The sequence below is a fragment of the Janthinobacterium sp. OK676 genome, from assembly GCF_900103595.1.
In the GTDB taxonomy this organism is placed as follows: domain Bacteria; phylum Pseudomonadota; class Gammaproteobacteria; order Burkholderiales; family Burkholderiaceae_D; genus Janthinobacterium.
Window position 1 is genome coordinate 33,624 of sequence record NZ_FNHA01000014.1, and the last position, 14,483, is coordinate 48,106.

12 protein-coding genes are annotated in these 14,483 nt (G+C 63.0%); 3 read left to right on the forward strand and 9 right to left on the reverse strand.

Annotation, left to right across the window (positions count from 1 at the left end; genetic code table 11):
* Window positions 1-15 precede the first annotated feature (15 nt).
* The 9 genes from BLU39_RS23755 to BLU39_RS23795 all read right to left on the reverse strand — a co-directional run bounded on the left by BLU39_RS23755 (window position 16) and on the right by BLU39_RS23795 (window position 9,081).
* On the reverse strand, window positions 16-1,260 hold the full coding sequence (locus tag BLU39_RS23755; RefSeq protein WP_092717792.1) for a TerD family protein: 1,245 nt from the start codon (window positions 1,258-1,260) through the stop codon (window positions 16-18).
* The gene (locus tag BLU39_RS23760; RefSeq protein WP_092717795.1) at window positions 1,257-2,243 is read right to left on the reverse strand and encodes an HpcH/HpaI aldolase/citrate lyase family protein; all 987 of its coding nucleotides are present in this window, start codon (window positions 2,241-2,243) and stop codon (window positions 1,257-1,259) included. Before BLU39_RS23760 ends, BLU39_RS23755 begins: the two co-directional genes overlap by 4 nt.
* Window positions 2,236-3,342, reverse strand: a complete 1,107-nt coding sequence (locus BLU39_RS23765) for a cysteine protease StiP family protein (RefSeq protein ID WP_092717798.1) — start codon at window positions 3,340-3,342, stop codon at window positions 2,236-2,238. The genes BLU39_RS23760 and BLU39_RS23765 overlap by 8 nt, the downstream gene beginning before the upstream one ends.
* Window positions 3,339-4,091, reverse strand: a complete 753-nt coding sequence (locus BLU39_RS23770; protein ID WP_092717800.1) for an HAD family hydrolase — start codon at window positions 4,089-4,091, stop codon at window positions 3,339-3,341. Before BLU39_RS23770 ends, BLU39_RS23765 begins: the two co-directional genes overlap by 4 nt.
* Window positions 4,069-5,226 (reverse strand): phosphoribosyltransferase domain-containing protein, encoded by a 1,158-nt coding sequence (locus BLU39_RS23775; RefSeq protein WP_092717804.1) that lies wholly within the window; start codon window positions 5,224-5,226, stop codon window positions 4,069-4,071. Before BLU39_RS23775 ends, BLU39_RS23770 begins: the two co-directional genes overlap by 23 nt.
* Complete coding sequence (locus tag BLU39_RS23780) at window positions 5,223-6,260, reverse strand: ATP-grasp domain-containing protein (protein WP_092717807.1); 1,038 nt, start codon at window positions 6,258-6,260, stop codon at window positions 5,223-5,225. Before BLU39_RS23780 ends, BLU39_RS23775 begins: the two co-directional genes overlap by 4 nt.
* Before the next feature lie 139 nt (window positions 6,261-6,399).
* Complete coding sequence (locus tag BLU39_RS23785) at window positions 6,400-7,119, reverse strand: TIGR00266 family protein (protein ID WP_092717810.1); 720 nt, start codon at window positions 7,117-7,119, stop codon at window positions 6,400-6,402.
* A 201-nt stretch (window positions 7,120-7,320) separates the two neighbouring features.
* Window positions 7,321-7,896: a TerD family protein gene (locus tag BLU39_RS23790; RefSeq protein ID WP_086146096.1), complete on the reverse strand. Its 576-nt coding sequence runs from the start codon at window positions 7,894-7,896 to the stop codon at window positions 7,321-7,323.
* A gap of 102 nt (window positions 7,897-7,998) precedes the next feature.
* A complete protein-coding gene (locus tag BLU39_RS23795) occupies window positions 7,999-9,081 on the reverse strand; it encodes a DUF475 domain-containing protein (RefSeq protein WP_092717813.1) in 1,083 nt (360 codons plus the stop codon).
* Window positions 9,082-9,329: 248 nt separating this feature from the next.
* Between BLU39_RS23795 and BLU39_RS23800 the strand changes: the two genes are divergently transcribed.
* The 3 genes from BLU39_RS23800 (at window position 9,330) to BLU39_RS23810 (ending at window position 14,392) form a co-directional block, all read left to right on the forward strand.
* Complete coding sequence (locus BLU39_RS23800) at window positions 9,330-9,755, forward strand: divergent PAP2 family protein (RefSeq protein ID WP_092718203.1); 426 nt, start codon at window positions 9,330-9,332, stop codon at window positions 9,753-9,755.
* A gap of 239 nt (window positions 9,756-9,994) precedes the next feature.
* On the forward strand, window positions 9,995-11,167 hold the full coding sequence (locus BLU39_RS23805; protein ID WP_092717816.1) for an efflux RND transporter periplasmic adaptor subunit: 1,173 nt from the start codon (window positions 9,995-9,997) through the stop codon (window positions 11,165-11,167).
* 3 nt (window positions 11,168-11,170) lie between these two features.
* Window positions 11,171-14,392, forward strand: coding sequence for an efflux RND transporter permease subunit (locus tag BLU39_RS23810; protein WP_092717819.1), 3,222 nt, complete (start codon window positions 11,171-11,173; stop codon window positions 14,390-14,392).
* Window positions 14,393-14,483 lie beyond the last annotated feature (91 nt).

Below are 14,483 nucleotides of genomic sequence, written 5' to 3' on the forward strand. Positions count from 1 at the left end.
GTCTAGGTAAAAGGATCAGTCCTTGCGGCCGGCTTTCCAGTTCAGGCCGAAATTGTAGCGTTCGTCCATGGCCTGGTGCGCCGTGATTTTACCTTGGCCGCCGAAGTATTCCACCAATTTTGTCACCTGCAGGTTGCCGCCGTGGTTTTCCAGCATGGCGATGGCGCACATGGCGTGCTGGCTGTCGCTGTCGAGGCGCACTTCCACGGTCGGCTGGCCGGGAATCTCGATCGTCACGACGCCATCGGTGGCGGCCCAGTTCGGCACGCCTTCGTAGATGAAGGCGTAGACGAGCACGCGCTTGATCTGGTCGAAATGGGTGCCGTTGATGAAGATGTTTTCGCCGCTGCTGATGCTGCCCGTGCGGTCGTCGCCTTCCAGGTGGATGTACGGCGGACGGTCGTAGGCGCCCCAGCTGTTGCCCAGCGCCTGCACGGCGCTTTTGCTGCCGTTGCTCATCTCGAACAGGCAGCCGATATCGAGGTCGATGCCGCCCGAACGGCCGGCCGGCTTGTTGAACAGTTTGCCGAGGAAGCCCGTGTCCAGTTTCGAGGCGGGCGCCTGGCCTTGCGACGCGTTCTGGTTCCAGTTCAGGTTGACCCGGATGCGGCCATAGCCGCCGCTGTCGCGCTTGTCGAGCGAAATCTTGTCGCCGCGTTTTTCCAGGCGAATTTTCGACAGCGAGATCTTATTTGCCGGCGGCGGGGCCGCTGGCGTGGGCACCGGGATCGGTGCTGGCGCAGGGGAAGACGAAGCGGCCTCGCTGCCGCCAAAGTGCTTCAGCAGGGCCGCCAGGCCGCCCGCGAAACCCTGGCCCACGGCGCCGAAGCGCCAGCTGCCGTCGCGGCGATACAGTTCGCCGATGATGACGGCTTTTTCATCCTGGAAGTCCGTGCCCGTGAAGGCGAACGTGGCTGCCTGGCCCAGCGCCATGCTGGAGTTGCCCAGCGCGCGCATGCTGCCATGTTCCGTCGCCGCGGTAAACACCAGCTTGTCGATCGAGGCGGGCAGGCGCGACAGGTCGACCTTGAAGGTGGAGCGGGGGCCGTTCAGCTCCACCGTGACGGCGTTGTCCGGCGCGCTTTTCTGGTTGTAGAACACCATGTAGCGGTCGTCCGACAGCTTGCCTGCCGCATCGACGCCGAAGCAGCTGACGTCCACTTCCATCGAACCCGATGCGATATCGAGGGTGACGGCAAACGGGCCGTTCAAGCCCAGGTCAGCCAGTTTGCCTTTTTGTCCGCGTGTGAAATTGGTCATGGTCGTGCAATCCCTTCGTCGCTTGAGAGTTGAGTCAATGTGGTAGTGGGCAGGTGCGCGGGCGCCGCGTCGGCCGCATGGCGGATGCCGAACAGGCGCGCCTGCTCGATGATGCGCAAGGCCCAGCTGCTGTGCGTGGCCACTTCGCACATCGATTCCTGCATGCGGAACACGGCCGGGCTGTCCGGGTCGATGATGCGCAGCGCCAGTTCGATGTCGGACTGCGCCACCTGGTAGTGGCGCTCGATCTGCGGCACCTGGTCCGGGTGGATGGCCGTCTTGGCGATCATGCCGTGTGCCATGTCCTGCGCCACTTCCACGTCGAGCCACCCGCCCTGCGACAGGTGCTCGAAGACGGGCGCCGTCAGCTGGAAGCCGTGCGGCTTGAAGGTGGTGACCAGGCGGCCGATGACCTGGCCCAGCGGCGTCTGGTAAATGGTGCCGCTGGTGGGGCGGCGCAGTCCCAGCAGGGCCAGCAGATCATTGCCGCCGATGCGCAGGGCCAGGATGCGGCGCCGCACTTCCGGCGCCGACAGCTCGATGCGGAACTGCTTCATTTCCTCGTCGTCGAACACTTCCGCCGTTTCCAGCGTCGGCATGAGCCAGTGGTGCGTGTGGCGCACCAGCTCGAAATACGCGCTGAAATTGCTGCGCGTGGATTTCGGCAGCACGAAGCCGCTCAATTTGTCGGCGCCGGGCATGGCCAGCACGCGCGCCAGCACTTCGAGATTGCGCACGCGCACGAAGCGCAAGGTATCCGAGTCGTCGCCCATGTTTTGCAGCGCCAGCGACAGGTTGAACAGCGCGTAACTGAGGTCGCGTTCCGCGATGGCGTCTTCGGTGCAAAGAATGACCGAACGCAGATGGCTGAATTTGTCGCCATTGGCGATCGCCAGCAAGTCCTTGTGCGTGGTCGGCACATACATGGAGGCGCCCAGCGCCGCCTTATGTTCGCTTTGTGGGTGTAGGGAGTTGTTATCCATCGACTGCGCTCCTGATAAGGGCGACCGCCTGGTAAGGCAGCGCCGGTTCTACTGTGACGGGTATGGCTTTTTCCTGCGCCAGAAGCAGCAAATGTGCCACGTCCGGCGCATTCGTGTCGCGCACGATCAGGCGCTCGGGCACGCGGCGCAGCAGCACGCGCGTCGCTTCACCGATGCCCGGCTTGATCAGGTTGATGTCGCTGATGCCGTATGCCTGCTGCGCGGCGGCCATGTAGGCTTGCGAGCGGGCCGCCATCGCCGGCGCATCGCTCGCTTCGGCCAGCGGCACGCCGCTGCTGGCGGCAATGGCCATGGCGTCGGCCACCAGGCCGTCGGCGAAAGCGCGCGACTGGTCGTGCTGCTCGAACTGCGCGTAGTACACGCAGCCGTGGAAGTCGTCGGGACCGATGGCATCATTGAGCACGGAGCGGCTCACCAGGCCCGAGACGGTGGCGTTCAGGATGCTCGACGGGATCAGGTAGTCGCTGGCCGAGGCGGCGCAGGCGGCCGTGCCGGCCAGGTCGGACAGCACGAACAGGCCGCCGTCGATGGCCGTGCCATGCGCGGCATTGAAGTCGTTGACGGTCTGGCGCAGTTCGCGCGAGATCACGCCCTTGCCCGTCCAGCCGTCGACGAAGACGAGGGAAGCGTCGCCATGGCCCTGTGCCAGGATGTGCCGCAGGGCGTTCGCATCGATGCCGCGGTCGCGGATGATGGAGACGGAATAGTGGCTGCAGTCGCGCTGGAACACCTGGCGCAGCAAGTGGCCCAGGATCACGCCCACGGGCGTGCCGGCGCGCGCCAGCGATACCAAGGTGATGGGCCCGGTGCGACGCGCCGCGATCAGGGCGGCCAGGCGCAGGCAGTCGCGCGCCATCTGCAGGCGATTGGCCGCAAACGCGCTCTGGAACAACGCCAGGTAGGCGGGCGAGGGCAAGGATTCCGGCGACAGCATTTCGCTGTAGTGGCGCTGGCCAGACTGGATCAGACGCTCTTTTTCGGCCAGGTCGAGGATGGGCTCGAGCGCCATCGGCGTGAGCAGGAACTCCACGTCTTCCTGGCGGTAGCTGCCGCTGAAATGCTGCGTGCCTTCGGTCATAGCGCCGCCACCGTGAGTGCCGCCAGCTGGGTACCGTTGGGGATGATGGCGTAGTCGCAGGCAGCCATGAAGCGCGCGTCCGAACGGCTGTCGCCCATGCCGAAGCTGACGATGGGGCCGTGTTCGGCTTCCAGTTCCGCGCGCAGGTAGGCCACGGCGCGCGCCTTGTTCAAGGTCTTCGGCAGCACGGCCAGGTTGTTGCCGTTGCGGTGGATGAAGTAGTCGGAACCTTCCGCCGCGATCCACTGCCGCAGCACCTGCTCTTCGATGTCGGCCAGGCGCTCGCCGCGCGCTTCATGGTCCTTGACGACGATGTAGAACGGCGTGTCGTAATCCTCGATCAGGCGCGCGCGCGAAGGCATGCCCGTCCTGGTCTGGAAATCGTCGATGATGCGCATCGCGTCCCGCAGGCCGGGCAAGGCCGTCTGCATGTCGTTCTGCATCAGGGCCAGCCAGCCAGCGTCGAGCGCACCACCCGGCTGCAGCACGATGCCGCCGTAATCGAGCACGCTGTAGCTGGTAAACGGCAGGTCGACGCGGCGGAAGGCGTCGCCATTTCTCGCCGTGGCGGGTATCAGGGTCATGCCGCTTTGCGCGAACTCGAAGAAGGCGCGCTGGCGCGCCGTCGTAAACGAGCAGGCGTCGCCATTTTTCAAATAGGCGGCCGCTTGCAGGTCGGTCTCGCCCGGGCATTTTTTCGGGGTCTGGAACAGTGTGTCGTCCAGGTCAACAAACAGGAATTTCTTCAATTGTGGTCTCTGACTGAAAGTGGAACAGGCGGCCGTTCAACTGGCCGGCGAGTTGCATGAGGGCCGGGCTGGCCGGGGTTTCATGGCAGATGAAAACGTGCTGGTACTGGCCAGGCGCCACGTTGTACAGGTAATTGGCGATGCCTTCGCCGTAGTTGTCGTCGCAGTGGACGATGTGGCCGACGGAGCCCCATGACAAAATCGGCGAGCGCGTGGTCGATTGCACCACGACGTTCTTGCCCAGCGCTTCGAGTTCGCGCGCCAGCAGGAACGACGGGTGCATGAATTCGCCCGTGCCCAGCACGAGCACGGAGTCGCCTGCGCCGATTTCCTGCGCCAGCCGCACGGCCAGGCCTTGCGGCGGCGTCAGGGCGCGTCCCACGCCGATGCGGCCGAACGCGGGACTGGCGCCCCGTTCCGCATTCGCCTCGAAGCGCTGCGCGCTGGCCGCCACGGGAGCCGGCGCAGCGCCGGCCTGGAAGGCATACTGGCCGGAGAGCGCCGCGCCTATGCTGGTGGGCAGGCCGAAACGCTCGCTCAAGCCCGCATTGGCGGCCTGGCCCATGAAGTTGGTGATCACGCCCAGGTGCAGCTTTTCCAGCTGCGGATAGCGCGCGCGGCACACTTGCACCAGGTTGGCGAAGGTGTTGCCGGTCGACGCTTCATCGTCGATCAGCACCAGGCTGCTGGCCGTGGAAAACAGGGCGCTGGCCGCGTCCGACAAATGCAAAAACTGGCGCGGCGCGTGGCTGTGCGATTCCTCGAATTCGAAGAAGGGCACCGTGCCCACGCGGTAGCGCGAGCTGTGCAAAAACAACGCTTTTCCGTTCGGGTTGGCGCGCAGCCACGCTTCGAACACGCCCTGGCCCAGGCCGACGGCCGTTTCCGCCATGGCGATGAAGACGACGGGACCGGGCAGGCTGGGAGGGATCTGCGCGGCCAGGTCGTCGTGGATGGTTTGCATGGCGCGCGGCGTGACGGGCCAGTGTTTGCCCAGCACTTTTGAAAGGAACAGGAAGCCGCGCTTGGCGTTGGCGCGCGCGGCAAAGCCGATCAGCCAGTCCAGCGGAAAGCGCGCCTCGTCCACTTTCAAGGTCAGCTCGCCCGTGGGCATCTGCTGCTTGACGAGGTTCATGGCAGCTCCACGGCGTAGGCGGCTTCGCCCACGCGCATGCCTTCGGCGATGGCGGGCACGGCGAGCTTGTCAAAGCCCTGGTCGAAACCTGCCAGCGCCAGGTAGGGCAAATTCGGGCCGGCCGCGCAAGCCATGCCGATGCCGCCCGACATGCGCGGGTTGATCTCCAGCAGCGCCAGGCCGTTCGCGCCTTCGCGGAACTGGATGTTGAAGACGCCATTCAGGCGGTAGTCGCGCGCCAGTTTCTCGCAGGCCGCCAGCAAGTCGGCGCGCAGCTCGATCAGCTGGCCGCTGCCGCCCCCGTGCAGCTTCTTGCGCGGCACGGCGCAAACGAGCGTGCCCTGGTCTGCCACGCAGTCGGCGCTGTATTCGTGGCCATCGAGGTATTCCATCAGCAGCAGGGTCTTGAACGATGCCATCTGCGCCAGGCCGTTGCGCAATTCCTGCGCATTGATCTGGTAGGCGGCGCCGGCCAGCAGCAGCTGGGCGCTGGTGCGCTCCTCATCGAGAATGGCAAAGCCCAGGGCATACACGGATTCGGACGGCTTGATGCACAGCTTGCGATGCAGCGGGCGCAGCTCGGTGTAGGCGGCGTCGTATTCTGCAATGGTGGTCACGGCGCGGTAGTCGGCCGGGCGCGCCATCGGCAGATCGAGGCCGTCGCAGAAGCGCGCCTTGTCGTGCATCAGGGTCAGGGTCTCTTCGCTGGCCACGCTGAGCACGCGCGTGCCGATGGCGGCGAAGCGCGCGCTGGCGCTGCCGATCAGGCCCGCTTCCTTGCCGGGCCAGAAAATCGTGATGCCCCGCTCGCGGCAAAATTCCAGGCACCACTCGACATAATCGAGACCCGTGAGGCCTGACGGCTCGACCGCATATTCGTGGGCCGCCAAAAAGGCGGCAGCGTGCGCATTCGTATTGCTGCACACGATGTGATAGCGGGGCACGCCGTTTGTCGCGGCCATGTCGGCTTCGCGGATCAAACGCATGGCCGTGCCGACCGAGGAAAATGTTTTGTTGAACCAGACTCTTTGCATGTACGGTGACCGGGTAAAAGAAAAGGCGCGCGCAGGTGCGCGCGCGGGGAGTGTAGCTAGAAAAACTTAACCTGGCCTTAGAAAAACGCCAGCCCAGACCTGCTGCGCATCGTGGACGGTTTTGGCGGGCGTTTGGGGATCAGCCGGCTTTGCCCGACGCCGTCCACTTCAGGAAGGCGTCGCGGTTGCGCGAGCAAATAAATACTTTGCCCGAGCCGGAAAAGCGCAGCACGATGCCTTCGCCGCTGGTGACGCTATTGACGATATTGCCGAGGAAACCGCCGATGCCGCCGCCACTGCCCGAGCCGCCGCCCGTGGTCACGGAAATCTCGTATTTCAGGCTGTTGTCCCAGCAGACCACGTGGGAATTGTCGATCACGACGTCCTTGCCCGGCTCGACGTCGAGCTGGAACATGGAGCCGAAGCCCGACACCACCACTTGCCCCGTGCCGGCCGTCTCCATGACGAAGAAGCCGCCCGACTGGGCGAACAGGGCGTTGCCGATGCTTTGCGTGCGCACCTTCATTTCCGTGCCCGAGGTGGCGGCGACAAAGGCGCCGTCGTTGAGCAGGTACTGGCGCGCGCCCACGTCGACCACTTCGATGGCGCCCGGCAGGGTGGGCGAGAGCAGGCAGTCGCCGCTGCCGCGCACCGCTTCGATATGCTGCTGGAAGAACGATTCGCCATTCGCGAAGCGGCGCATGATGGCGCTGCCCAGGCCGCCCGTCATCTTGCCCTTCAAGTCGAGCGCCGTCTCCATCATCACCATCGCATCGGATTCGCAATAGATGGTTTCACCCTGCTTCATGCTGACGTGCAGGAATGGATCGACGTCGCCCGTGACACTAAATACTGGCATGATAAATCTCCAAAAAAAAGCCGCCTGATCTGTGCAGGCGGCAGTAATGATATGACATTAAGATAATTCACCTCGGAAAACCGTAGCGAGCAAGCTCGATTTCGGGTTAAGTCGCGCAGCTGTACGGAGGTACGGGACCGCCGAGGTAGCGAGCAACGCAGGCCCGAAAGTGAGCGGCGCAGCAGGTTTAACGAGCGTGAATTAGGCGTTGACGCCGAACGAACGTGCGAGGGGGCCCAGGCCGCCGTTGAAGCCCTGGCCGATGGCCTTGAACTTCCATTCGCCGTTGTAGCGGTAGATTTCGCCGAAGATCATCGCCGTTTCCGTCGAGCTGTCTTCGGACAGGTCGTAGCGGGCGATTTCTTTTTCGCCTTCCGCGTTCAGGCAACGGATGAAGGCTTTCGAGACCATGCCGAAGTTCTGGCGGCGCGCATCGGCGTCGTGGATGGTGACGGTGATGCTGATGCGGTCGATGTCGTTTGGCACGCGGGTCAGGTCGATTTCGATGCGCTCATCGTCGCCTTCGCCTTCGCCCGTGGTGTTGTCGCCCGTGTGGACGACGGAGCCATCGGTCGACTTCAGGTTGTTGTAGAAGATGAAGTCAGAGTCGCCACGGACTTTGCCGTCGCTTTTCAGGAGGAACGCGCTACCGTCAAGGTCGAAGGTGGCGCCGTCCGTCGAACGAGGATCCCAGCCGAGGCCGACGATGATCTTCTTCAGGTTCGGTGCTTCCTTGCTCAGGTTGACGTTGCCGCCTTTTTGCAAACTGATTGCCATGTGGTGCTCCTTTTCAGTAAATAACTCAAACATGCCTGCATGGGATGAGCGCGCATGGCGCTCGTGCCATTACTCTTTCAATTGGGGGCGGAACCCCCGATTTCAAGCTTGTGCCGCGTGCCGTTTGCGATAACGCAAGGATGACCACAGCGAGACCAGGATGAAAGCCACGCCCGACAGGCCCGTGAACCACTCCGGAATATGGTATTTGACGGACGCCAGCATGATCAGGGCGAGGATGCCGATCGCATAATGGGCACCGTGCTCGAGGTAGACGAATTCGTCCAGGGTACCCTTGTGCACGAGGAAGACCGTCATCGAACGCACGAACATGGCGCCGATGGCCAGGCCCAGCATGATGACGACGACGTCGTTGGTGATGGCGAAGGCGCCGATCACGCCGTCAAAGCTGAACGAGGCATCCAGCACTTCCAGGTACAGGAAGCCGCCGATACTGCCGCGTGCCACGCTTTTTACCAGGTCGCCATTGCCGTTGCGGGCTGGCGCGGCGCCTTCTTCTTCGTCATCCTGCAAGTCCGGTTCGCCTTCTTCCAGCAAGCCGCTGATCCAGTTCACGCCGATGTAGACGGCGATGCCGACGATGCCCGACGCGAGCACGCTGTATTTTTCATCGACCGGCCCCATGGCCACGCAAGCGGCCACGGCGCCCATGGTGATCAGCACGGCCAGGCTTTCGGTGCCCAGCGCGTTGACTTTTTCCTCGGCCCAGCCCAGCCAGTGCAATTCCTTCTCGTCGTCGAACAGGAAGTTCAGGAAGACCAGCAGCAGGAAAGCGCCGCCGAAGGCCGCCACTTGCGCATGGTTGTCCGTCAGGTGCTTGGCATACACGTCCGGCGTCGTGGTGGCCATGGTCCACACGTCGACCAGGCCCAGGCCCGTGGCGACGGAAACGATGACGAGCGGGAACAGCAGCCGCATGCCGAAGACGGCCACGAGGATACCGACCGTCAAGAACAGTTTTTGCCAGAATTCATTCCAGTGGCGCAAGACCGAGGCGTTGACCACGGCATTGTCGAACGACAGCGACACTTCCATGATGCCCAGCACGCCCGTGATCCACAGCGCCTGGATCATGCCCGGCATGCCGCCATGGCTGTAACCCCACCAGCCCGACACCGCCATCAGGACAAAAGTGACTAAAAAGGAAATTCTGAAATGCCGCATGAGTACCCCGTTGCAAGTATGAAAGACGTTTGATTATCCGCGCCGCTGTGCGCGCCGCACTCAGTGTTGATATACGTCAATTGTTGTATATGCCATGATTTTATATGATCGCCGGCGGCGGCGGCGTTTTTATGGCCTGGCAATGGACAGTTCTGCTGGCGCGGCTGATCTGCGATAATTGCGGCGCGCCTGTCTGGCTGCCGCAGCCCCTGACACACTCTCGACATATATATAAGAAGGAATACCCCGTGGATATCGCTTACCTCGTCACGCCCCTGATCGCCTGGATCCTGGTCGGACCGATCAAATTCCTGATCAACAGTGCCCGCACGCGGCAATGGGCGTTCGGCCTGGTCGGCAATGGCGGTTTTCCCAGCAACCATAGCGCCGTCGTGTCCAGCATGGCAACGCTGATCGCCTTGCGCGAAGGCATCGGCCATCCCGCCTTCGGCGTGGCCGTGACCTTGGCCTTCATCGTCATCATCGACGCCAACAGCCTGCGCCAGCACGTGGGCAAGCAGGCTGCCGCCATCAACCGCCTGGCCAAGGAAGCGGGCAGCGCCGCGCACAAGACCTTGCGCGAGCGCATGGGCCACACGCTGGTGGAAATCGCCGGCGGCCTGTGCACGGGCGTGGCCATCGGTTTCCTGATCAACACCGTGTTTGCCCGGTAGGCATCTTTCCCCTGCAACGCAAAACCCCGCTTGAAGGCGGGGTTTTGCGTTTCAGGGCGTAAAAACTACGTTTCATCCATTGAATAAAGCATTACAGGAAACGGCCGATTGACATGCCCGGATGCGCTCATGGATACTTTGGCGCTTGTGGTTTTAATAAAAATAAATGCTTGCTATCGCCTGCAGCCTTATCCGGGCCGCCGGGACGGTCGTGGCGCTATCTATCCGGAGAAATACCCATGTTGCGCAAAACCCTGTTTGTTCTGGCAATCGCTTCTGCCCTGACCGCCTGCGGCAAAGAGTCCAAAGATCCCGGCAAGGGCGGCAAGGATGGCAAGGAACAGGCGGGCGCCGCCGTCAATCTGCTCGTCTCTCCGGAAGACTTGCTGACCATCCAGAGCAATGCGCTGGCGTCCGGCCCCGTCATCACCGGTTCCGTGCAGCCCGAGCGCAACGCGGACTTGCGCGCCGAAGTGTCGGCCGTCGTGATCCAGGTCCTGAAGGAAAATGGCGAAATCGTCAAACGGGGCGACGTGCTCGTGCGCCTGGACGAAACGGCCATCCGCGACAGCCTCAATTCGGCCGAGGAAGCGAGCCGTGCTTCGAGCCAGGTGCTGGAACAGTCCGAACGCATGTTCCAGCGCATGAAAACCCTGCGCGCCTCGGGCATGACGTCGACGCAGGCGCTGGAAGACGCGGAAATCCGCCGCAACAATGCGCAAAGCGATCTGTCGGCCGCGAAAAGCCGCGCCGCCCAGGCCCGCCAGCAGTTGCAGCGCACCCTCGTGCGCGCGCCGTTCGATGGCATCGTGAGCGAGCGCAAGGTCTCGAATGGCGATACGGCGCAAATCGGCAAGGAATTGATCAAGGTCATCGATCCGACCAGCATGCGGCTCGAAGGCCTGGTGTCGGCCGACAAGATCGGCGTCGTCAAGGTGGGCCAGCCCGTGCTGTTCCGCATCAATGGCTATCCGGGCCAGGATTTCGCGGGCAAGGTGCGCCGTGTCGATCCTGCCGCCAACGCCGTCACGCGCCAGGTGGCCGTGCTGGTCGATTTCAACGACAAGGAACAGCCGCGCGTGGCGGGCCTGTACGCGGAAGGGCGCATCGAGACGGAAACCGTCAGCGCGCTGATGATCCCCGACTCGGCCCTGGTGAAGGCGGGCGACGTCACGTACACGTGGAAAGTCAAGGACAAGGCCTTGCATAAAGTGAATTTGCGCATCGGCGCGCGCGACGTGCGCACGGGCCAGTGGGAAGTGCAAAGCGGCCTGGCCAGCGGCGATACCGTGCTGCGCACGCCGGGCTCGACCTTCAAGGATGGACAGAAAGTGGAATTGACGGCAGCCAAGACCGTGCCCGCCGCCGCCGTGGCCAGCAGCAGCGTCGCCGTTGCCGGTAAAGGAAACTAAGCCATGTTCCTTTCCGATTTCAGTATCAAGCGGCCCACGGCCACCATCGTCCTGATCCTGGCGATGATGTGCGTCGGCTTGCTGGCGCTCAAGAAACTGCGCGTCAACCAGAACCCGGACGTCGAAGTGCCGTTCATCGTCGTCAGCATTCCTTATCCTGGCGCATCGCCCGACACGGTCGAGCGCGAAGTGGTGAACCGCCTGGAAAAGTCGCTGCAGAGCATTTCCGGCGTGACCGAGGTCAACAGCGATTCCAACGAGGGTGCCGCCAGCATCTTCCTGAAGTTTTCCTTCAATACCAATTTGATCGAAGCGTCCGACAATATCCGCAATGCGATTGCCGCCGTGCGCTACAAGTTGCCGACGGAAATGCGCGAACCGATCTTGCAGCGCATCGACCCGGCTGCCGAGCCCATCATGCAGCTGGCGCTGTCGTCGAATTCGCAAAGCCACGCGGAAATTTCGCGCCTGGCCGAGGACGTGCTGTCGGACCGCTTCCGCACCGTCGATGGCGTGGCGCTCGTCAACGTGGGCGGTTCGCTCAAGCGCGAACTGTCCGTGCTGCTGCGGGCGGAAAAATTGCGTGAATACAATGTGTCCGTCAGCGACGTCGTCACCGCCTTGCGCAACCAGAATACCAATGCCCCCGTGGGCAAGGTGCGCGGCACGCTGGACGAGAAAAGCATCCGCCTCGTGGGCCGCATCGAGTCGCCAAGCGACTTCGAAAAAGTGGTGATCAAGCGCCGCGGCGAGGAAATCGTGCGCCTGGCGCAAGTGGCCACCATCGAAGATGGCTTTGCCGAAGTCAACAGCCTGAGCATGCGCAGCGGCAAGCCCAACGTGGGCATTTCGATCACCCGCGTGCGTGACGCTTCCACCGTCAGCGTGGCCAACAAGATCCGCGACATGGTGGCGGAAATCAACAAGACCTTGCCGAAAGGCACGATCCTCCAAGTGACGCGCGACGGCGGCGAAAACGCCCAGCACAGCTTGAACAACGTGATCGAATCGCTGGTGCTGGGTGCCGTGCTGACGATCTTCGTTGTCTACGCCTTTTTGAACTCCTGGCGTTCGACCCTGATCACGGCGCTGAGCCTGCCCACGTCCGTGATTGCCGCCTTCATCGCCGTGTGGCTGTGCGGCTTTACCCTGAACTTCATGACCCTGCTGGGCCTGTCGCTGGCCATTGGCGTGCTGATCGATGACGCCATCGTCGTGCGCGAAAACATCGTGCGCCACATGCAGATGGGCAAGGACCGCCGCACGGCCGCGCTGGAAGGCACGGCCGAGATCGGCATGGCCGTGGCCGCCACGACCTTCTCCATCATCGCCGTCTTCATTCCCGTGGCCTTCATGCCGGGGATCTCGGGCGAATGGTTCCGTCCGTTTGCCTTGACGGTGACGTGCTCGGTGCTCGTCAGCCTGGGCATCTCGTTTACGCTCGACCCCATGCTGTCGGCCTACTGGGGCGACCCGGTCGAGGAACATTCGGCGCCGAAAAAAGGCATCGGCCGCGTGCTGGAAAAATTCAACCACTGGTTCGACCACCAGGCCGACCGCTATGGCCGCGTGATCGCCTGGGCCCTGCATCACCGCCGCTGGATGGCCGTCATCGCCTTCGGCAGCCTGGTGGGCGCCATCGTTCTGCACGCTACGCATGGCGGCACGAGTTTCCTGCCTGCATCCGATTCGGGCAACCTGATGATCAATGTGCGCACGCCATCGTCGAGCAGCATCGAATATTCGCGTCTGAAGCTGGAAGCGGCGGCTGTGCTGGCGCGTACCTTGCCTGAAACCAAGGATACCAACAGCTCCATCAATGCGGGCGGCGGACGTGTGTATGTCGACATCGGCAAGCGCAACACCCGCAAGCGTTCGGCCAAGGAAATCGCGGTCGAGCTGCGCGAGAAGATGTCGCGCCTGGTGGGTGCCGAATACGTGGTGCAGGATGACTTGAGCAACGGTTCGCAAAAACCGATCCAGGTGGAATTCACGGGCCCGGATTCGCGCAAGCTGATGGAAATCACGAATGCCTACATGGACAAGCTGCGCGCCATTCCCGGCGCCGTCGACGTGGGCCTGTCCGAGCAGGACCCGAAGAACGAGCTGCAGATTGAGCTCAACCGTGGCCTGGCCAACTCGATGGGTATTTCCGTCAACGACGCGGCGCAATCGTTGCGTGTGGCCTTTGCCGGCGTGGAAGTGGGCGACTGGGTCGATCCGACGGGCGAGACGCGCGACGTGGCCGTGCGCCTGCATCCCGACGACCGCGTGGCATCGGAAAATATCGAGCGCCTGCCGATCAGCGTGACGGGCACGTCGCAAATGGTGCCGCTCGACCAGATTGCCACCATTACCATGGGCAAGGGCCCATCCGGCATCGAGCACAAGAATGGCAAGCGCACGATCACCGTGTCGGCCAATGCGCAGGGCCGCTCGAACGGCGAAGTGACGAGCGACGCCATGAAGCTGGCCAATTCCATCGACTTCCCGCCTGGCTACGGCCTGGCGCTGGGCGGCGCGGGACAAGACCAGCAAGAGCTGTTCACGGAAATGCTGATCGCGCTGGTGATGGGTATCGGCCTGATGTATTTGATTCTGGTGATGCAGTTTGGTTCCTTCACGGCGCCGGTGGCCGTGATGATGTCCTTGCCGCTCAGTCTGATCGGCGTGGTGGTGGCGCTGGTGATCACGAACAACACCCTCAACCTGATGAGCTTTATCGGCATCATCATGTTGATGGGCCTGGTCGCCAAGAACGCCATCCTGCTGCTGGACGCGGCGCGCAAGCGCGAGGAAGAGGGCCATGGCCGCGAAGACGCGCTCATGTATGCGGGCCGCATGCGGCTGCGCCCCATCCTGATGACGACATTTGCGCTGATCGCCGGCATGTTCCCCGTGGCGCTGGGCCTGGGCGAGGGCGGCGAGTTCTACCGCCCGTTGGCGATCGCCATCATCGGCGGCACCATCACCTCGACGATTCTGACCTTGCTGGTCGTGCCGACCTTCTATGACAGCATCGAGATCGCCCGCGATGGCGCCGTGGCCAAGTTCCACCGCCGCGCCGCGCGCATGCCCGTGGCTTTTGCCCTGATCCTGACCTTGCTCGAGTGCGTGCTGACCCTGCTGCTGGTGCGCTTCGTCTACCGCATGCTGAAGAAGGCCGTGCTGTTCCTGATGGGACGCCGCGCGCCGAAAGCGGTGCCGGTCGGCCTGCAAAAGTAAGTCAGGCAGCCTCGGCTGGGTAATCCTTGTGCCAGGTCAAAGAGCCTTCTTCGGAAGGCTCTTTTTACGTCTGGTGCTCTACAATCGTAGA

Bases quoted from the DNA above. Each gene is read 5' to 3' on its own strand.
- BLU39_RS23775 (WP_092717804.1), bottom strand. From the start codon at position 5,226: ATGAACCTCGTCAAGCAGCAGATGCCCACGGGCGAGCTGACCTTGAAA.
- BLU39_RS23765 (WP_092717798.1), bottom strand. From the start codon at position 3,342: ATGACCGAAGGCACGCAGCATTTCAGCGGCAGCTACCGCCAGGAAGAC.
- BLU39_RS23790 (WP_086146096.1), bottom strand. From the start codon at position 7,896: ATGGCAATCAGTTTGCAAAAAGGCGGCAACGTCAACCTGAGCAAGGAA.
- BLU39_RS23810 (WP_092717819.1), top strand. From the start codon at position 11,171: ATGTTCCTTTCCGATTTCAGTATCAAGCGGCCCACGGCCACCATCGTC.
- BLU39_RS23805 (WP_092717816.1), top strand. From the start codon at position 9,995: ATGTTGCGCAAAACCCTGTTTGTTCTGGCAATCGCTTCTGCCCTGACC.
- BLU39_RS23795 (WP_092717813.1), bottom strand. From the start codon at position 9,081: ATGCGGCATTTCAGAATTTCCTTTTTAGTCACTTTTGTCCTGATGGCG.
- BLU39_RS23785 (WP_092717810.1), bottom strand. From the start codon at position 7,119: ATGCCAGTATTTAGTGTCACGGGCGACGTCGATCCATTCCTGCACGTC.
- BLU39_RS23760 (WP_092717795.1), bottom strand. From the start codon at position 2,243: ATGGATAACAACTCCCTACACCCACAAAGCGAACATAAGGCGGCGCTG.
- BLU39_RS23780 (WP_092717807.1), bottom strand. From the start codon at position 6,260: ATGCAAAGAGTCTGGTTCAACAAAACATTTTCCTCGGTCGGCACGGCC.
- BLU39_RS23755 (WP_092717792.1), bottom strand. From the start codon at position 1,260: ATGACCAATTTCACACGCGGACAAAAAGGCAAACTGGCTGACCTGGGC.